We start from the raw sequence: 18,126 nt of genomic DNA, 5'->3' as shown, positions 1-18,126 counted from the left end.
CGGGTCGTTCGTCTGTGGTGGCCTCTCGACTCAGTCGAAGAAGAGCGTCCACTTCTCGCCGAGGGTGGTCTTGTAGGTGGAGTTGCTCTTCACCTTGACGCGCCAGATCCAGCGGCCGCGGTCCGGGACGACCAGGCGGGCCTTGAAGACCCCCTTCTCGTTGACCTTGACCTTGCGGACGGTCTTGAACTTGCAGCTCTTGCAGGCCTTCTTGGTCAGCATGACCTTGCCCTGGAAGGGCACGAGCGTGCCGTCCGCCTGCGGGTTCATGACCTTGCCCTTGAGCTGGAAGGCGTTGTAGGCGACCTGCTTCTGGTCCGGCGGGCGCTCGGTGATGACGCGCTCGACCTTGGCCTGGGCGTTGCTCGCGGTGGTCGGGCCGGCGACGGCGACCCCGAGGCCGACGAGCGTGGCCAGCAGGCCGGTTGCCACGGTGCGGAAGATCCGCATGATGTGTCCCCCTTGGACGATCGTGTGTTGACAGGTGGTGCCCGCGTGGAGCTCGGGCGGGCATCCGTGCTGCGGTGCGCAGTGCACCACACGGTTTCGAGACCAGCCGAATCCTAGGTCATGACGGCCACTAGGGTCAGGCCCGTGCAGGAATCCCGTCGCGGCTTCCTCCTCGGGGTGGCGGCGTACTCCCTGTGGGGAGCCTTCCCCCTCTACTGGCCGCTGCTCGAGCCGGCCGGGGCGGTCGAGATCCTCGCCCACCGCGTGCTGTGGTCGGCGGTCACGATGGCGCTGGTCGTCGCGCTGATGCGGCGTACGCCGGAGGTGATGGCCGTCGTTCGCGACCGGCGTGCCTTCAGGATCCTCACCTTCGCCGCCGTCGTCATCTCGTTCAACTGGGCGGCGTACATCTGGGGGGTCAACAACGGCCGGGTCGTGGAGACCTCGCTGGGCTACTTCATCAACCCGCTCGTCACGGTGCTCATGGGTGTCTTCATCCTCGGCGAGCGGCTGCGCCGGCTGCAGTGGGTCGCCGTGGGGATCGCCAGCCTGGCCGTGGTGGTGCTGACCCTCGACTACGGGCGGTTGCCGTACGTCGCGCTGGTGCTGGCGTTCTCCTTCGGCTCCTACGGGCTGGCCAAGAAGCAGGCCAACGTGGACGCCGTCGTGAGCCTCACCATCGAGACCGCGGTCCTCGCACCGCTCGCGGGCCTGTACGTCGCCTGGCTGGTCCTCACGGGCGCGTCCAGCATGGGGTCCGAGGGCATCGGACACGCCCTGCTCTTCCTCACCACCGGCGTGGTCACCGCCATCCCGCTGCTGTGCTTCGGCGCCGCGGCGATCCGGGTGCCGCTGGTGGTGCTGGGACTCCTGCAGTACCTCGCGCCGGTCATCCAGTTCGCGCTCGGGGTGCTGCTCTTCCACGAGGCCATGCCCCCCGGACGCTGGGTCGGCTTCGGCCTGGTCTGGGTCGCGCTGGTCATCTTCACCGTCGAGGCGATCAACCACCGGCGCCGGCAGCTGCGCCTCGTGACCGAGGCCTCCGCCTGTTGAGCGGAGACGCGCCAGCGGATCCGCTGATGGTGGTTGAGCGAGCCGCGCGACCGAGGAACGAGGTCGCGACCGGCGTGCCGAAACCCGGCACCGGCCCTCAGGAGGAGCGGTTGGCCACGATGTCCGCGAAGGACTCCAGCGCGGTCCGGACGGGGCCCGGGTCGAGCACTGTGAGCAGCGCCTTGGCGCGCTCCGACTCGGCGAGGACGTAGCCGCGGGCCTGGTCCATGGCCGGGTGCTTGCGCAGCAGGTCCAGCGCCTCGGCGTGCAGGTCGTCGTCGGTCAGGTCGGAGTCGAGCAGCTCGAGCAGCCGCGCGTCGGCCGGGTCAGCCGAGGCGCGCGCCATCAGCACCGGCAGGGTCGGGACGCCCTCGCGCAGGTCCGTGCCGGGCGTCTTGCCCGACTCGACCGACTCGGACGCCACGTCGAGGATGTCGTCGGAGAGCTGGAACGCCGCGCCCACGATCTCGCCGTACCCGCGCAGCGCGGTCCGCACCTCGGGCGAGGCACTGCCGAACATCGCGCCGTACTCGGCGGAGGTGGCGATGAGCGAGCCGGTCTTGCCGGCCACGACCTCGAGGTAGTGGGCGAGCGGGTCCTCGCCGGGGCCGGGCTCCACGGTCTCGAGGATCTGCCCCTCGACGAGCTCGGTGAAGGTCCGGGACTGGATGAGCACGGCCTCGGGGCCGAGCTGGGCGGTGACCTCGGAGGACTTGCCGAAGAGGAAGTCGCCGGTGAGGATCGCGACGTGGTTGTCCCATCGCGCGTTGGCCGTGTCGGCCCCGCGGCGCAGGGCCGCCTCGTCCATCACGTCGTCGTGGTAGAGCGACGCGACGTGGGTCAGCTCGACCACGCAGGCCGCGGCCAGCACCTCGTCCGCGTCGGGGGTGGTGCCCGCCTCGGCGGCCAGCAGCACCAGCAGCGGGCGGAAGCGCTTGCCACCCGAGCGCATCAGGTGGCCGGCCGCGTCCGAGACGTACGCCGTCCGCGCACGGGTGTGCCCGAGGAGCATCTCCTCGACGACCTCGAGCCGCGCGGAGAGGCGACGGGCCAGGGCCTCGTCCACGACGGGGAGCGCCAGCGCCGGCGCGGAAGGGGTGCTCACCTGATGAATTCTCCCGCAAGGGCCGCGAGGTCGAGCAGCGGGCCCGGAAGGATGCCCAGCATCAGCGTCACCGCCGCCCCGAGGGCGATCGTCGTGGCCGTCAGGACGCTCGGGTAGGCGACAGTGGGACCCTCGCCGACGGGCTCGTCGAAGTACATCGCCTTGATGACGCGGATGTAGAGGAACGCGGCGATCACGCTGGCCACCACGGCGGCGATCACGACCGGCCACGCCCCGGCCGCCAGGGCCACGGAGAAGACGGCGAGCTTGCCGACGAAGCCGGAGGTGAGCGGGATCCCCGCCATCGCCAGCAGGAAGAAGGCGAAGACGCCGGCCACGATCGGGGACTCCTTGCCCAGCCCGGCCCAGCGCGACAGCGCGGTGGCCTCACCACCCGAGTCCCGGACCAGGCTGACCACAGCGAAGGCGCCGAGGGTCGCGAAGCCGTACGTCGCGAGGTAGAACAGCACGGCCTGCAGGGCGGTCAGCTCGCCGTCGGCCAGGGCCGAGGTCTGCTGGACGCCGAGCACGCCGGTGAGCAGGAAGCCGGTGTGCGCGACCGAGGAGTAGGCCAGCAGCCGCTTGATGTCGGTCTGGGTGACCGCCAGGACGGCGCCGACCAGCATGGTGAGGATCGCGATGACCCACATCATCGGCTGCCACGACCAACGGTCCGCGCCGAAGGCGACGTAGAAGAGGCGCAGCATCGCCCCGAACGCCGCGACCTTGGTGCCGGCGGCCATGAAGGCCGTGACCGGGGTCGGGGCACCCTGGTAGACGTCGGGGGTCCAGGCCTGGAACGGCGCGGCACCGACCTTGAAGAACAGCCCGACCGACAGCATGCCGATGCCGATGAGGAGCAGCGACTGGTTGGCCGTGTCGTTGCGGACGGCCTCGTTGATCGCGGCGAACTGCATGGAGCCGGCGTAGCCGTAGACCAGCGCGACGCCGTACAGGAAGAAGCCGCTCGAGAAGGCACCGAGCAGGAAGTACTTGAGCGCGGCCTCCTGGCTCAGCAGGCGGCGACGGCGGGCCAGCCCGGTGAGGAGGTAGAGGGGCAGGGAGAGCACCTCGAGGCCCACGAACATGGTGAGCAGGTCGTTGGCCGCCGGGAAGAGCATCATCCCGAAGACCGCGAACATCAGCAGCGGGTAGACCTCGGTGTGGTCGAGCCCGCGGGTCGACGCCTCGCGCTCGGCCTCGGTGCCCGGCAGCGCGGCCGCCTGGCCCGCGAAGGCCGAGACGCCGCCGTCGAGGTGGCGCTCAGCGAAGAGCATCGTGCCGGCGATCGCGAGCACCAGGACCAGGCCCCAGATGAACAGCGTCGGGCCGTCGACCGCGATGGTGCCGGACATGGCCAGGACGCCGCGGGCGGCGCCGTCGGCGTAGACCTCGCTGTCGCGAGCGATGAGCACGACGCCCACCAGGGCCGCACCGAGGCCTCCGAGGGCCAGCAGCACCTGGGCGACGTAGCGGGCCGAGCGGGGCGCGAACGCCTCCACGACCACGCCGAGGCAGGCGACGCCGAAGACGACGAGCAGCGGCCAGAGCTCGAAGTACTCGACTGTCGGCTTGATGAACTCGTTCACTCGTGGCCTCCCTGCGAGCTGGCCGCACCATCGGCAGAGCCCACGGTCGGGGGTTCGTCGGTGACACCGACCTGGGTCAGGGTGTCCTCGACGTTGGGGTTGATCACGTCGAGCAGCGGCATCGGGAAGAAGCCGAAGAGCACCAGCGCCAGCATGAGCGGCGCCAGCGTGCCGACCTCACGCCGGTCGAGGTCCTTGACCTCCACCTGCTCGGGGCCGGTCATCGTGCGCTGGTAGAGCCACAGGACATAGATCGCGGCGAGCACGATCGCGGTCACCGCGACGGCACCGGCCCACCAGGCGTGCTGGAAGGCGGCGATGATCACCAGCATCTCGGAGACGAACGGCGACAGGCCGGGCAGGCCGCACGCGGCCAGGCCGGAGATCAGGAAGATGCCCGCCAGGACGGGGGCGCCCTTCTCGATGCCGCCGCCCATGGCCCGGATCGAGGCGGTGCCCCGACGCTGGACGAGGTAGCCCGCCACCAGGAAGAGCGCGGCGGTCGCGATGCCGTGGTTGACCATGTAGAGGATCGCGCCGGAGCCGCCCTGGCTGCTGAACACGAAGATGCCCAGCACGATGAAGCCGAAGTGGCTCAGCGAGGTGAGGCCGATCAGGCGGAGGACGTCGTCCTGCCCGATGGCGACCAGTGCGCCGTACACGATCGAGATGAGCGCCAGCACGACCACCACCGGGGTGGCCCACTGCGACGCGTCCGGCAGCAGTCCCAGGCAGAAGCGCAGCATGCCGAAGGTGCCGATCTTGTCGAGCACGCAGACCAGCAGCACCGACGTGCCCGTCGTCGCGCGCTCGGTCGTGTCGGCCAGCCAGGTGTGCACCGGGAACATCGGGGCCTTGATCGCGAAGGCGATGAAGAAGCCGAGGAAGATCCAGCGCTGCGTCACCGGGTCGATGTCGAGCGCGGCGAGGTCGGTGAGCAGGAAGCTCGGGCGCCCGGAGTCGGCGGAGACGACGTACAGGCCGATGACCGAGGCGAGCATCACCAGGCCGCCGGCGAGCTGGTAGATCAGGAACTTCGTGGCCGCCCGACCGCGTCCCTCGCGACCGAAGCCGCCGATGAGGAAGTAGGCCGGGATCAGGGTGGCCTCGAAGACGACGTAGAACAGGAACACGTCGGTCGCGGTGAAGACGGCCAGCGACATCGCCTCGAGCGCCAGCACCCAGGCGACGAACGCCCGGCTGCCGCCGTTGCCCGGCGCGTCGGCCTCGTGCCACGACGCGACGAGCACGATCGGGACGAGCACCGTGGTGAGCAGCACCATCAGCAGGCCGAGGCCGTCGACACCGAGCGCGTAGTGGACGCCGAGCGCCTCGATCCACGTGTGGGTCTCGGTCAGCTGCATGCCGCCGTCGAGGGAGTACGACGTGAGCGCGGCGACCACGGCCCACACCAGGGTGGCACCGGCGAAGCCGAGGCCCGCCAGGCGTGCGGTGGCGGCCGGGAGGAACGCCGTGACGAGCGCGCCCACGAGGGGCAGCGCGATCAGGATCGTGAGGACAGGAAGGTCGTTCATGCCAGGTTCACCGCCAGCAGGGCAAGGACGACGAGCAGGGCGCCGCCGAGCAGGGACAGGGCATAGGAGCGTACGAATCCGTTCTGGACGCGGCGGAGCACGCCGGACATGCCGCCGACGGCCGCGGAGCCGCCCTCGACGACCCCGTCGACACCCACCCGGTCGAAGGTCGCGAGACCCCCGACGAGGCGGCGGCCGGGCTGGACGACCAGCCCCTCGTTGATCGCGTCGCCGTACAGGTCGGCACGGGCGGCGCGGGTGGCGAAGGAGACGTCCTGCGGGGCCTCACGCGGGATGTCGCGCTTGCCGACCAGGAACCAGGCGGCGGCGACACCCGCGGCGACGACCAGCGTCACGATGAGGGTGATGACGAGCGGGGCGAGCGGGGGCTCGTGGTGCTCCGCGACCCCGGTGACAGGGGCAAGGAAGTCGACGATGAAGTCGTTGAGGATCAGCACCCCGCCGAGGACCGAGAGAGCCGCGAGCACGATGAGCGGGACGGTCATCAGGCGCGGCGACTCGTGCGGGTGCACGTCGTCGGCCCACCGCTTCTCGGTGAAGAAGGTCATCAGCATCAACCGGGTCATGTAGAAGCCGGTGATGCCGGCGCCGAGCAGGGCGCACAGTCCGACCACGAGGTTCTCCGCGAGCGCGGTCTCGATGATCTTGTCCTTGGACCAGAAGCCGGAGAAGCCGGGGAAGCCGATGATCGCGAGGTAGCCCATCGCGAAGGTCAGGAAGGTCACCGGCATGTACTTCGACAGGCCGCCGTAGTGGCGCATGTCGACGTCGTCGTTCATCCCGTGCATCACCGAGCCGGCTCCCAGGAACATGTTGGCCTTGAAGAAGCCGTGGGTGAGCAGGTGGAAGATGGCGAACGGGTAGCCGGCGGGGCCGAGACCGGCGGCCAGCATCATGTAGCCGATCTGGCTCATCGTGGAGCCGGCGAGCGCCTTCTTGATGTCGTCCTTGGCACAGCCGAGCACCGCACCCCAGAGGAGCGTGACGGTCGCGACGATGACCACCGCGGTCTGTGCCGTCGGCGTCAGGTCGTAGATGAAGTTGGACCGGACGACGAGGTAGACGCCGGCGGTGACCATGGTCGCCGCGTGGATGAGGGCGGAGACCGGGGTCGGACCCTCCATCGCGTCGAGCAGCCAGGCCTGCAGCGGGACCTGGGCCGACTTGCCGCACGCCGCGAGCAGCAGCAGCAGCCCGAGGGCGTTGAGCGTGCCCTGCGAGGCGTCCCCGGCGGACTCGCTGATGGCGGCGAAGTCGGTGGTTCCGAAGGTCGTGAACATGAGGGCGATGGCCAGCGAGAGGCCGATGTCACCGACGCGGTTGATGACGAAAGCCTTCTTGGCGGCCGCGGCCGCGGAGTGCTTGTGCTGCCAGAAGCCGATCAGGAGGTACGACGCGAGGCCCACGCCCTCCCAGCCGAGGAAGACGCCGAGGTAGTTGGCCGAGAGGACCAGCACCAGCATCGCCGCGACGAAGAGGTTGAGGTAGCCGAAGAAGCGGCGCCGGCGGGCGTCGTGCTCCATGTAGCCGATCGAGTAGACGTGGATCAGCGCACCGACGCCGGTGATCAGCAGCAGGAAGAGCGCCGACAGCGGGTCGTATAGCAGGTCCATGCCCACGTCGAGGCCACCGACCTCGAACCAGGTGTAGAGGTGCTGCCCGACCTGGCGCTCCTCCTCGGAGCGGCCGAGCAGCGACACGAACATGGCCAGGCTGAGGCCGAAGGACCCGGCGACGGTGGCGGTGCCGAGCCAGTGGCCGACCCGGTCGAGAGCCCGCGGGGCCAGGGCGCCGCCGAGCAGCAGCACGACGGCTCCCGCGAGCGGCAGCGCGATGATCAGCCACAGGAGCGAGAAGACGCCGTCGGCGTCCACCGGGTGCACGACCGGGATGGCGCCGCCCTCGGCGGCGAGCACGATGGTCTGGAGGTTCACAGTCAGGTCCTCAGTACTTCAGCAGGCTGGCGTCGTCGACGGAGGCCGAGCGTCGCGTGCGGAAGATGGTCATGATGATCGCCAGTCCGATGACGACCTCGGCCGCGGCCACCACCATCACGAAGAAGGCGGCGATCTGCCCGTCGAGGTTGCCGTGCTGCTTGGCGAAGGTCACCAGGGCGAGGTTGCAGGCGTTGAGCATCAGCTCGACGCACATGAAGACCACGATGGCGTTGCGTCGGGTCAGCACCCCCACGCAGCCGATGGTGAACAGGATCGCGGACAGCACGATGTATTCGTTCGTCATCGGGGGACGTCCTCCTCGGTGGTCGCCGGGGCGCCGTCCTTGCCGCCCTGCTCGGGCATCCGGTCCGGGTCGGCGGTCGCGTCGCTGCGACCGGCGGCGAGCTGGCGGCGTACCTCGTCGATGTCGTCGGCGAAGGCCGGTGCGGAGCGCACCGTGCCCCGCGCGGCCAGCACGCGGGAGACCGACAGCTCGGAGGCGGTGCCGTCGGGCAGCAGCGCCGGGGTGTCGACCGCGTTGTGGCGGGCGTAGACGCCGGGCGAGGGCAGCGGACCGAGGTGCTTGCCGGTCTCGGCGTAGTCGCGCATCCGCTGCGCGGCGAGCGAGGACTGGGTGGACTTGGGCGTGAGGCGCTCGCGGTGCGCGAGCACCATCGCGCCCATGGCCGCGGTGATGAGCAGCGCGCTGGTGGCCTCGAAGGCGAAGACGTAGCGGCTGAAGAGGACGTTGGCGAGCTGCTGGATGTTGCCGCCCTCGTTGGCCTCGTCGAGGCCGACGGCCGTGCCGAGCGCGATCTGGGAGAAGCCGGTGACCAGCACCAGGCCGAGCAGGAGGCCCAGCACGGTCGCCATCGCCCGCTGGCCGCGGATCGTCTCCACCACCGAGTCGGAGGCGTCGACGCCGACCAGCATCAGCACGAAGAGGAACAGCATCAAGATGGCGCCGGTGTAGACGATGATCTGCACGGCGAAGAGGAACGGCGCGTCGAGGACGGCGTACAGCACGGCGAGGCTGATCATCACCACCGCCAGCAGCAGGGCGGCGTGCACGGCCTTGCGGACGAACAGGATGCCGAGCGCGGCCACGACCATGATCGGGGCCAGGATCCAGAAGGCCATCAGTGGCTCCCCTCCCCCGCGGTCGTGGTCCGGTCCGTCACCAGGTCGGTCGGTGCGCCATACGTGCCGCGGTAGTAGTCGCCCTCGTCGTCGCCGAGGCGCATCGGGTGCGGCGGCTGCTCCATGCCGGGCAGCAGCGGCGCGAGCAGGTCGGACTTCTCGTAGATGAGGTCGGCCCGGTTGGTGTCGGCCAGCTCGTACTCGTTGGTCATCGTCAGCGCGCGCGTCGGGCAGGCCTCGATGCAGAGCCCGCAGAGGATGCAGCGCAGGTAGTTGATCTGGTAGACGCGGCCGTAGCGCTCACCGGGGCTGAAGCGCTCGCCGTCGGGACCGTCGCTGTTGGAGCCGCCCTCGACGTAGATCGCGTCGGCCGGGCACGCCCAGGCGCACAGCTCGCAGCCGATGCACTTCTCGAGGCCGTCGGGCCAGCGGTTGAGCTGGTGCCGGCCGTGGAAGCGCGGCGCCGTCGGCATCTTCTCGAAGGGGTACTGCTCGGTGACGACCTTCTTGAACATGGTCCGGAACGTGACGCCGAAACCGGCGACCGGGTCCCAGAACTGCTCCTTGAAGCCCTTGGACTCACTCATGACTTCTCCTCCTGCGACGCGGTCCCGGAGGTGGACGCGTCGTCGGCGTCGGACGTGCTCGAGGTGCCCGACACCGTCGTACGGCGATCGGCGAAGGTCAGCGGGGCGGCCGCACCACGGACCGCACCTCCCGCGGGCATGGGCGGGACCGGGAAGCCCCCGGCGAAGGCGTCGACCGGCTCCCGGTCGGCGGGGCCCTCGGCCTCGTCGTCCCCGGAGTCGCTGTCGCCGATGAAGAACAGGACCAGGAACAGCACCAGCAGGACACCCGCGGCGCCGAGGAGGTAGTCCCGGTTGATGCCGCCCTCCAGGGTCATCACCCGGATGGTGGCGACCGCGATGATCCACAGCAGCGAGATCGGGATGAGCCGCTTCCAGCCGAACGCCATGAACTGGTCGTAGCGCAGCCGCGGCAGCGAGCCGCGCAGCCAGATGAACATGAAGACGAAGAGCAGGACCTTGCCGAAGAACCAGAGCAGGGGCCAGTAGCCGGAGTCGGCGCCCTCCCAGATCTGGATGATCGGCCACGGGGCGTGCCAGCCGCCCAGGAACAGGGTCGTGGCCAGGGCGGCCACGGTCGCCATGTTGATGTACTCGGCGAGGAAGAACAGCGCGAACTTGAGGCTGGAGTATTCGGTGTGGAAGCCGCCGACGAGCTCGCCCTCGGCCTCGGGGAGGTCGAACGGGGCGCGGTTGGTCTCGCCGACCATCGCGATCACGTAGATCACGAACGACGGCAGCAGGATCAGGGCGTACCAGGTCGGGATCGGGATGACGCCGAGCCAGTAGTCGGGCTCGGGGTTCTGGGCGGCCACGATCTCGGACGTCGACATCGAGCCGGCGTAGAGGAACACCGCGACGAGCGCGAGGCCCATCGCGACCTCGTAGGAGATCATCTGCGCGCTCGAGCGCAGGCCGCCGAGCAGGGAGTACGTCGAACCGGAGGACCAGCCGCCCAGCACGATGCCGTAGATGCCGATCGAGGCGATGGCCATCACGAAGAGCACCGCGACGGGCATGTCGGTCAGCTGCAGCGGGGTGGTCCGGTCGGAGAACGGCAGCCCGACCTCGGGACCGAACGGGATCACCGAGAAGGTGACGAAGGCCGGGATGACGGCCAGGACCGGCGCCAGCAGGAAGACCACCTTGTCGGCGGCCTTGGGGATCAGGTCCTCCTTGAGCGCCAGCTTGACGCCGTCGGCGAGCGACTGGAGGAGGCCGAAGGGGCCGTTGACGTTGGGGCCGATGCGGTGCTGCATCCGGGCCACGACCCGGCGCTCCCACCAGATGTTGAAGAGCGTCAGCAGCACCAGGACCACGAAGATCAGCAGCGCCTTGACGAGAATGAGCCACCACGGGTCCTGCCCGAAGGCCTCGAGCCCGTCGCCCTGCGGCGTCTCCGCCGCGAGGGTGACCACCTGGGAGATGTTCACTTGCCGGCTCCCTTCACCGTGACCGTGCTGCCGGGTGAGGCCAGGTCGGCGAGCACGCCGCGCCCCACGCTGTGGGTCGGCAGCCACACGACGCCGTCGACCATGTCGGCGGCGGCCTCGACCGGCACCGTGACGGACCCGCGGTCACCGGTCAGGACCACGTCCACGGCGCCGTCGAGGCCGGCGAGGGTGGTCGGACTGACGAGGGCGACGGCCGGGCGTCGGGTGGCGGCCAAGTGCGGGTCGCCGTCCTGCATCGAGCCCTGGTCGAGCAGCTGCTTCCAGCCGGCGAGGACGAGGGCCCCCGCCTTGGCGCGCGGCTTGCGCGGTTCCTTGCCGAGGACCGGCTCGGGGCGTACGCCGTCCCAGGGACCCATCGCCTCCATCTCGGCGCGCACCTCGGGGACCGTGCGGAAGCCCAGCGAGCTCCCCTGTCCCAGCGCGGCGAGCTCGTCGGCGATGCCGGCGAGGACCCGCAGGTCGGGCAGCGAGCCGGGGTTGCTGAAGACCGCGTCGAAGGGGCGCGGGCGTCCCTCCCAGGTGACGAAGGTGCCGGCCTTGTCGGTGACCGGGGCGATCGGGAGCACCACGTCGGCCAGCCGCGTCACGTCGGTCTCGCGCTGCTCGAGGCTGACCACGAACGACGCGGCCTCCAGCGCGGCCCGGGTGGCGGCCGGGTCGGCGGTGTCGTCGGGGTCCACGCCACCGACGACGACGCCACCGAGGCTGCCGTCGGCCAGCGCGGCGATGATCGCGTTGCCGTCGCGACCGGGGGCGTCGGGCAGGTGGTCGATGCCCCACGCGGTGGCGGCGTCGACCCGGGCCGAGGCGTCGCCAACCGGACGACCGCCGGGCAGCAGGGTGGGGAGGCAACCGGCCTCGACGGCGCCGCGGTCACCGGCCCGGCGGGGCACCCAGGCGAGCCGGGCGCCGGTGGTGCGGGCGAGCTCGACGGCGGCCGTCAGGGCGCCGTGGTGCTGGGCCAGCCGCTCACCCACGAGGATGACGCCGCCGGAGTCCAGGGCGGTGGTGGCGTCCTCGGCCAGGGCGCGCAGCGCCTCGGCCTCCTCGCCCGGGGCGGTCGGGACCAGCCGGCCCTTCATCTTGCCCAGGCCGCGGGTGGTGAAGGGGGCGAGGGCGACGACCTTGGTCGACCCCTTCGACGCCTTGCGCAGCCGCAGGAAGATCGTGGCCGCCTCGTCCTCGGGCTCGAGGCCCGCCAGCACGACGACCGACGCGCGCTCGAGGTCGTCGTACGTGACGTCCATGGACAGCGCGACCCGGGAGGCCAGGAAGTCGGCCTCCTCGGCGGTGTGGGGGCGGGCGCGGAAGTCGATGTCGTGGGTGCCGAGGGAGACCCGCGCGAACTTGGCGTAGGCGTAGGCGTCCTCGGCGGTGACGCGGCCACCGGTCAGGACGGCGGCACTGCCGGCCGCGTGCAGGCCGCGGGCCGCGACGGCGAACGCCTCGGGCCACGACGCCGGGCGGAGCTCCCCGTCCTCGCGCACCATCGGGTGGGTGAGGCGGTCGTCCTGGCGGGAGTACTGGAAGGCGAAGCGGTCCTTGTCGCTGATCCACTCCTCGTTGACCTCGGGGTCGTTGCCGGCGAGGCGACGCATGACCTTGCCGCGCCGGTGGTCGACGCGGATGGCCGCGCCGCACGAGTCGTGCTCGGCGACGCTCGGGGTGGAGACGAGGTCGAAGGGGCGCGAGCGGAAGCGGTACTCCGCGCTCGTCAGGGCACCCACCGGGCAGATCTGGATGGTGTTGCCCGAGAAGTAGGAGAGGAACGGCGCGCCGTCGGCGATGCCGATCTGCTGCTGCGCACCACGCTCGACCAGCGCGATGAACGGGTCACCGGCGATCTCGTCGGCGAAGCGGGTGCAGCGCTGGCACACGATGCACCGCTCGCGGTCGAGCAGCACCTGGGGCGAGATGTTGATGGGCTTGGGGAAGGTGCGCTTGACGCCGTCGAAGCGGGTCTCGCCGCGGCCGTTGGACATGGCCTGGTTCTGCAGGGGGCACTCGCCGCCCTTGTCGCAGACGGGGCAGTCCAGGGGGTGGTTGACGAGCAGGAACTCCATGATCCCCTGCTGCGCCTTGTCGGCCACGGGGCTCGTCGCCTGCGTGCTGACCACCATGCCCTCGGCCACCGTGATCGTGCACGAGGCCTGCGGCTTGGGGATCGGCTTGCCGTTGCCGGCGTCCGGGATGTCCACCAGGCACTGCCGGCAGGCACCGACGGGGGCCAGCAGCGGGTGGTCGCAGAAGCGCGGGATCTGGACGCCGACCTGCTCGGCGGCGCGGATGACCAGCGTGTCCTTGGGGACGCTGACCTCGACGCCGTCGATCGTCAGGGTCACCGTGTCGATCTTGGCCGGGGTGGTCGTCATGCAGAGGCTCCGGTCTGGGCGAACGCCGTCGAGGCGGTCGGGTCGAACGGGCACCCACCGTGGGTGAGGTGCGCGAGGTACTCGTCACGGAAGTACTTGATCGAGCTCGAGATCGGGCTGGTCGCGCCGTCGGCGAGCGCGCAGAACGAGCGGCCCATGATGTTCTCGCACTGGTCGAGGAGCATGTCGAGGTCGGACTCCTGGCCCTCGCCCTTCTCCAGGCGGGCCAGCGTCTGCACCAGCCACCACGTGCCCTCGCGGCACGGGGTGCACTTGCCGCAGGACTCGTGCTTGTAGAACTCCGTCCAGCGCAGCACGGCGCGCACGACGCAGGTCGTCTCGTCGAAGATCTGCAGCGCGCGGGTGCCGAGCATCGAGCCGGCCGCGCCGACGCCCTCGAAGTCGAGGGGCACGTCGAGGTGCTCGGTGGTCAGCAGCGGGGTGCTGGAGCCGCCGGGGGTCCAGAACTTCAGCTCGTGGCCCTCCCGGATGCCACCGGCCAGGTCGATGAGCTGGCGCAGCGTGATGCCGAGCGGGGCCTCGTACTGGCCGGGGCGCACGACGTGGCCCGACAGGCTGAAGATGCCGAAGCCCTTGGACTTCTCGGTGCCCATCGAGGCGAACCACTCGGCGCCGTTGCCGATGATGCTCGGAACCGACGCGATGGACTCGACGTTGTTGATCACCGTGGGGCTGGCGTAGAGGCCCGCCACCGCGGGGAACGGGGGGCGCAGGCGCGGCTGGCCGCGACGACCCTCGAGGCCCTCGAGCAGGGCGGTCTCCTCACCACAGATGTAGGCGCCCGCGCCGGCGTGCACGACGACGTCGAGGTCGTAGCCCGAGCCGTGGATGTCCTTGCCGAGGTGGCCGGCCAGGTAGGCCTCCTGCACGGCGCGCTGGAGCCGGCGGATGACGTGCAGCACCTCGCCCCGCACGTAGATGAAGGCGTGGTTGGCGCGGATGGCGAACGAGCTGATGATGACGCCCTCGAGCAGCGTGTGGGGGCTCGCCATCATGAGCGGGATGTCCTTGCAGGTGCCCGGCTCGGACTCGTCGGCGTTGACGACGAGGTACTTGGGCTTGGGGTTGTCCTGCGGGATGAAGCCCCACTTCATGCCGGTGGGGAAGCCCGCGCCGCCGCGACCGCGCAGGCCGGAGTCCTTGACGGCTTGGACTATCGCGTCCGGGCCGCCGAAGTCAGGGCCCAGCGCCGTGCGCATCGCGCCGTAGCCGCCGCGTCCCTCGTACGACGCCAGCGTCCAGGAGCGCTCGGCGTCCCAGTTGTCGGTGAGGACCGGGGTCAGGGTGTCTGTCTTCACTGCGCCTCCTCGGTTCCCTGGGCGTCGTCCTCGTGCTTGAGGTCGGCGTCGGAGCGCTGGACCGCGCCCTCGGAGTCCTGGCGGTCGGCCTCGTGGCTGCCGTCGGCACCCGTGGCGGCCGCAGCGGGCTCGTCGGCGGTGCGCCCGCCGGCCTTGCCACCCGGCGCCGTCCAGCCACGCTCGCGCGCGATGCCCAGGCCCACCAGGGAGGCGGGACCGGCGGATGGCCCCTCGTCGGCGAGGTCGTCGGGGAAGCCCGCGAGCACCCGCTCGGCCTCGCGCCAGGTGCACAGGCGCGGACCCCGGGTGGAGTGGACGTCCTTGCCGGCACGCAGGTCGTCGACGACCTGGACGGCCGAGTCGGGCGTCTGGTTGTCCATGAACTCCCAGTTGACCATCATCACCGGGGCGTAGTCGCAGGCGGCGTTGCACTCCACGTGCTCGAGGGTGATCGTGCCGTCGGCGGTGGTCTCGTCGTTGCCGACGTCGAGGTGCTCCTTGAGCCGCTCGAAGATCAGGTCGCCACCCATGACGGCGCACAGCGTGTTGGTGCAGACCCCAACGTGGTAGTCGCCGACGGGCTTGCGCTTGTACATCGTGTAGAAGGTCGCGACGCCGCTGACCTCGGCCGGGGAGATGCCCAGGATCTCGGCGCACGCCTCGATGCCCTCGGGCGTCACGCGACCCTCCTCCGACTGCACGAGGTGCAGCATCGGGAGCAGTCCCGAGCGGGCCTCGGGGTAGCGCGCGGCGATCTGGCGCAGCTCGGCCCACGTCTGCTGGGTGAGGGCGCGCTCGTTCTCGGTGAAGCGGTCGGGTGCGGGGTGATTCATCGGTCGACGCCTCCCATGACGGGGTCGATCGAGGCGATCGCGACGATGACGTCGGCGACCATGCCGCCCTCGCTCATCACGCTCGTCGCCTGGAGGTTGGTGAAGGACGGGTCGCGGAAGTGCGCCCGGAACGGTCGCGTGCCGCCGTCGGAGACGACGTGCGCGCCGAGCTCGCCACGGGGCGACTCGACCGGGACGTAGGCCTGGCCGGCCGGGACCCGGAAGCCCTCGGTCACCAGCTTGAAGTGGTGGATCAGCGCCTCCATCGACTCGCCCATGATGTGGCGGATGTGGTCGAGGGAGTTGCCCATGCCGTCGGAGCCGATGGACAGCTGGCTGGGCCAGGCGATCTTCTTGTCGCCGACCATCACCGGCGCGCCCTCGAGGTCGGCGAGCCGCTTGGCCGCCTGCTCGACGATCCGCAGCGACTCGTCCATCTCGGCGAGGCGCACCCGGAAGCGGCCGTACGCGTCGGCGGTGTCCCACGTCTGGACGTCGAAGTCGTAGTCCTCGTAGCCGCAGTAGGGCTGCGTCTTGCGCAGGTCCCAGGCGTAGCCGGTCGAGCGCAGCGGGGGGCCGGTGAGGCCCAGCGCCAGGCAGCCGGCCAGGTCGAGGTGACCGACGCCCTCGAGGCGGGCCTTGAAGATCGGGTTGGCGTTGCAGAGCGCGGCGTACTCGGGCAGGCGCTTGCGCATCAGCGAGACGAAGTCGCGGATCTCGTCGAGCGCGCCGGGCGGGAGGTCCTGGGCGACGCCGCCGGGACGGATGAACGCGTGGTTCATGCGCAACCCGGTGATCAGCTCGAACAGGTCGAGCACCAGCTCGCGCTCGCGGAAGCCGATCGTCATCACCGTCAGGGCGCCGATCTCCATGCCACCGGTCGCGATGGCGACCAGGTGCGAGGAGATGCGGTTGAGCTCCATGAGGAGCACCCGCATGACCTGGGCCTTCTCCGGGATGTCGTCCTCGATGTCGAGCAGCCGCTCGACGCCCAGGACGTAGGTCGCCTCGTTGTAGAACGGCGAGAGGTAGTCCATCCGGGTGCAGAAGGTCGTGCCCTGGACCCAGGAGCGGTACTCCATGTTCTTCTCGATGCCCGTGTGGAGGTAGCCGATGCCGCAGCGGGCCTCGGTCACCGTCTCGCCCTCGAGCTCGAGGATCAGGCGCAGCACGCCGTGGGTCGACGGGTGCTGGGGACCCATGTTGACGACGACCCGCTCGTCGGCGGCGTCGCCCAGGCCCTGGGTGATCGAGTCCCAGTCCTGGCCGGTGACCGTGAAGACCTTGCCCTGGCTGGTCTCGCTCGGGTCGGCGTACAGGTCCTGCTGGTTCTCTGTGCTGGCCATCAGTTGTACGACCTCCGCTGGTCGGGCGGCGGGACGGACCCGCCCTTGTACTCCACGGGGATGCCGCCCAAGGGGTAGTCCTTGCGCTGCGGGTGGCCCGGCCAGTCGTCGGGCATCAGGATGCGGGTCATGGCCGGGTGGCCGTCGAAGACGATCCCGAACATGTCCCACGTCTCGCGCTCGTGCCAGTCGATGGTGGGGTAGATGCTCACCAGGCTGGGGACGTGCGGGTCGCCGTCGGGGCACGACACCTCGAGGCGCACGCGGCGGTTGTGGGTCATCGAGAGCAGGTGGTAGACCGCGTGCAGCTCGCGGCCCGTGTCGTCGGGGTAGTGCACGCCGCTCACGCCCGAGCAGAACTCGAAGCGCAGCGCCTCGTCGTCGCGGAGCATCTGCGCCACGAACGGCAGGTCGTCGCGGCGGACGTGGAAGGTGATCTCGCCACGGTGGACCACGACCGACTCGATCGCCGCGGTCAGGTCGGTCTGACGCAGCCGCGCCTCGAGGGCGTCGGCGACCTCGTCGAACCACCCGCCGTACGGGCGCTGGGAGGGGCTGGGGAACACGATCGGGGAGACCAGGCCGCCGTAGCCGGAGGTGTCACCGGTGCCGGAGACACCGAACATGCCGCGGCGCTGGCCCGCCGAGCGGACCTCGGTGCCCTCGCCGCCGGGGGCCGGGAGGTTCTCCGGCGACTGCTCGACGGCCGGCTGGTCGACGTGCGCGGTCTCCGGCTTGTCGGAGGGGTTGTCCTGCGGGTTGCTCATCGCAGCAGGCCTCGCATCTGGCTCGTGGGCAGCGCCTTGAGCGCGGTGGTCTCCAGCTCCTCGATCTCCGCGAGGCGGTTGGCACCGAGCTTGGTGGCCTGCACCTGGTCGTGGAGCTTGAGGATCGCGTCGATGAGCATCTCGGGCCGCGGCGGGCAGCCGGGGAGGTACATGTCGACGGGGACGATGTGGTCGACGCCCTGGACGATGGCGTAGTTGTTGAACATGCCGCCGGAACTGGCGCACACGCCCATCGCGAGGACGTACTTGGGCTCGGCCATCTGGTCGTAGATCTGGCGCAGGACGGGAGCCATCTTCTGGCTCACCCGACCGGCCACGATCATCAGGTCGGCCTGGCGCGGGCTGGCGCGGAAGACCTCCATGCCGAAGCGGGCCAGGTCGTACTTGGGGCCGCCGGAGGTCATCATCTCGATCGCGCAGCAGGCCAGGCCGAAGGTCGCGGGCCAGAACGACGCCTTGCGCATGTAGCCGGCGACACCCTCGACCGTGGTCAGGAGCACACCGCTCGGCAGCTTCTCTTCAAGTCCCATGAGTCAGGCCTCTCTCTGAGGGTCACGAGGTGCGTGCGCTGCCGAGGCGGAGGAGGGAAGGCGACCT

General features: G+C 70.4%; 16 protein-coding genes. 1 reads left to right on the top strand and 15 read right to left on the bottom strand.

The window, feature by feature from the left end; translation table 11 throughout:
- Positions 1-30: 30 nt before the first annotated feature.
- The gene (locus DAE25_RS01645; RefSeq protein WP_107764500.1) at positions 31-450 is read right to left on the bottom strand and encodes a hypothetical protein; all 420 of its coding nucleotides are present in this window, start codon (positions 448-450) and stop codon (positions 31-33) included.
- A gap of 144 nt (positions 451-594) precedes the next feature.
- On the opposite strand from DAE25_RS01645, the gene rarD reads away from it, so the two are divergent.
- On the top strand, positions 595-1,503 hold the full coding sequence (gene rarD / locus DAE25_RS01640; protein WP_199907383.1) for an EamA family transporter RarD: 909 nt from the start codon (positions 595-597) through the stop codon (positions 1,501-1,503).
- A 97-nt stretch (positions 1,504-1,600) separates the two neighbouring features.
- Here rarD and DAE25_RS01635 read toward each other — a convergent pair whose 3' ends face one another.
- Genes DAE25_RS01635 through DAE25_RS01570 form a run of 14 tightly spaced genes read right to left on the bottom strand, consistent with a single transcriptional unit; the run spans position 1,601 to position 18,059 of the window.
- Complete coding sequence (locus tag DAE25_RS01635) at positions 1,601-2,608, bottom strand: polyprenyl synthetase family protein (RefSeq protein WP_234410783.1); 1,008 nt, start codon at positions 2,606-2,608, stop codon at positions 1,601-1,603.
- Entirely contained in the window at positions 2,605-4,197 is a 1,593-nt protein-coding gene (gene nuoN / locus DAE25_RS01630; RefSeq protein WP_107764498.1) for an NADH-quinone oxidoreductase subunit NuoN, read from the bottom strand. Before nuoN ends, DAE25_RS01635 begins: the two co-directional genes overlap by 4 nt.
- Complete coding sequence (locus tag DAE25_RS01625; RefSeq protein WP_107764497.1) at positions 4,194-5,732, bottom strand: NADH-quinone oxidoreductase subunit M; 1,539 nt, start codon at positions 5,730-5,732, stop codon at positions 4,194-4,196. The genes nuoN and DAE25_RS01625 overlap by 4 nt, the downstream gene beginning before the upstream one ends.
- Positions 5,729-7,687, bottom strand: coding sequence for an NADH-quinone oxidoreductase subunit L (nuoL, locus tag DAE25_RS01620; protein ID WP_407669314.1), 1,959 nt, complete (start codon positions 7,685-7,687; stop codon positions 5,729-5,731). The genes DAE25_RS01625 and nuoL overlap by 4 nt, the downstream gene beginning before the upstream one ends.
- 10 nt (positions 7,688-7,697) lie before the next feature.
- Positions 7,698-7,994, bottom strand: a complete 297-nt coding sequence (gene nuoK, locus DAE25_RS01615; protein WP_056887582.1) for an NADH-quinone oxidoreductase subunit NuoK — start codon at positions 7,992-7,994, stop codon at positions 7,698-7,700.
- A complete protein-coding gene (locus tag DAE25_RS01610; protein ID WP_107764496.1) occupies positions 7,991-8,830 on the bottom strand; it encodes an NADH-quinone oxidoreductase subunit J in 840 nt (279 codons plus the stop codon). The genes nuoK and DAE25_RS01610 overlap by 4 nt, the downstream gene beginning before the upstream one ends.
- Positions 8,830-9,417: an NADH-quinone oxidoreductase subunit NuoI gene (gene nuoI, locus DAE25_RS01605; protein ID WP_056887581.1), complete on the bottom strand. Its 588-nt coding sequence runs from the start codon at positions 9,415-9,417 to the stop codon at positions 8,830-8,832. Before nuoI ends, DAE25_RS01610 begins: the two co-directional genes overlap by 1 nt.
- Positions 9,414-10,835, bottom strand: coding sequence for an NADH-quinone oxidoreductase subunit NuoH (gene nuoH, locus DAE25_RS01600; protein WP_199907417.1), 1,422 nt, complete (start codon positions 10,833-10,835; stop codon positions 9,414-9,416). The genes nuoI and nuoH overlap by 4 nt, the downstream gene beginning before the upstream one ends.
- An 11-nt stretch (positions 10,836-10,846) precedes the next feature.
- Positions 10,847-13,243: an NADH-quinone oxidoreductase subunit G gene (locus DAE25_RS01595; protein ID WP_107764495.1), complete on the bottom strand. Its 2,397-nt coding sequence runs from the start codon at positions 13,241-13,243 to the stop codon at positions 10,847-10,849.
- Positions 13,240-14,562: an NADH-quinone oxidoreductase subunit NuoF gene (gene nuoF / locus DAE25_RS01590; protein WP_107764494.1), complete on the bottom strand. Its 1,323-nt coding sequence runs from the start codon at positions 14,560-14,562 to the stop codon at positions 13,240-13,242. Before nuoF ends, DAE25_RS01595 begins: the two co-directional genes overlap by 4 nt.
- Entirely contained in the window at positions 14,559-15,395 is an 837-nt protein-coding gene (nuoE, locus tag DAE25_RS01585) for an NADH-quinone oxidoreductase subunit NuoE (RefSeq protein WP_107764493.1), read from the bottom strand. The genes nuoF and nuoE overlap by 4 nt, the downstream gene beginning before the upstream one ends.
- Positions 15,392-16,741, bottom strand: a complete 1,350-nt coding sequence (locus DAE25_RS01580; protein WP_107764492.1) for an NADH-quinone oxidoreductase subunit D — start codon at positions 16,739-16,741, stop codon at positions 15,392-15,394. Before DAE25_RS01580 ends, nuoE begins: the two co-directional genes overlap by 4 nt.
- Positions 16,741-17,508 (bottom strand): NADH-quinone oxidoreductase subunit C, encoded by a 768-nt coding sequence (locus DAE25_RS01575; protein WP_107764491.1) that lies wholly within the window; start codon positions 17,506-17,508, stop codon positions 16,741-16,743. The genes DAE25_RS01580 and DAE25_RS01575 overlap by 1 nt, the downstream gene beginning before the upstream one ends.
- Positions 17,505-18,059, bottom strand: coding sequence for a NuoB/complex I 20 kDa subunit family protein (locus tag DAE25_RS01570; RefSeq protein ID WP_056887575.1), 555 nt, complete (start codon positions 18,057-18,059; stop codon positions 17,505-17,507). Before DAE25_RS01570 ends, DAE25_RS01575 begins: the two co-directional genes overlap by 4 nt.
- Positions 18,060-18,126 lie beyond the last annotated feature (67 nt).

It is taken from the genome of Nocardioides terrigena (genome assembly GCF_003047265.1).
GTDB classification, from domain to species: Bacteria; Actinomycetota; Actinomycetes; order Propionibacteriales; family Nocardioidaceae; genus Nocardioides; species Nocardioides terrigena.
The sequence above is the reverse complement of the archived record's forward strand: the minus strand, read 5'-3'. Positions and strand labels throughout refer to the sequence as shown.

Bases quoted from the DNA above. Each gene is read 5' to 3' on its own strand.
- DAE25_RS01625 (WP_107764497.1), bottom strand. From the start codon at position 5,732: ATGAACGACCTTCCTGTCCTCACGATCCTGATCGCGCTGCCCCTCGTG.
- DAE25_RS01645 (WP_107764500.1), bottom strand. From the start codon at position 450: ATGCGGATCTTCCGCACCGTGGCAACCGGCCTGCTGGCCACGCTCGTC.
- DAE25_RS01595 (WP_107764495.1), bottom strand. From the start codon at position 13,243: ATGACGACCACCCCGGCCAAGATCGACACGGTGACCCTGACGATCGAC.
- DAE25_RS01575 (WP_107764491.1), bottom strand. From the start codon at position 17,508: ATGAGCAACCCGCAGGACAACCCCTCCGACAAGCCGGAGACCGCGCAC.
- nuoE (WP_107764493.1), bottom strand. From the start codon at position 15,395: ATGAATCACCCCGCACCCGACCGCTTCACCGAGAACGAGCGCGCCCTC.
- DAE25_RS01570 (WP_056887575.1), bottom strand. From the start codon at position 18,059: ATGGGACTTGAAGAGAAGCTGCCGAGCGGTGTGCTCCTGACCACGGTC.
- nuoK (WP_056887582.1), bottom strand. From the start codon at position 7,994: ATGACGAACGAATACATCGTGCTGTCCGCGATCCTGTTCACCATCGGC.
- nuoI (WP_056887581.1), bottom strand. From the start codon at position 9,417: ATGAGTGAGTCCAAGGGCTTCAAGGAGCAGTTCTGGGACCCGGTCGCC.
- DAE25_RS01580 (WP_107764492.1), bottom strand. From the start codon at position 16,741: ATGGCCAGCACAGAGAACCAGCAGGACCTGTACGCCGACCCGAGCGAG.
- DAE25_RS01610 (WP_107764496.1), bottom strand. From the start codon at position 8,830: ATGGCCTTCTGGATCCTGGCCCCGATCATGGTCGTGGCCGCGCTCGGC.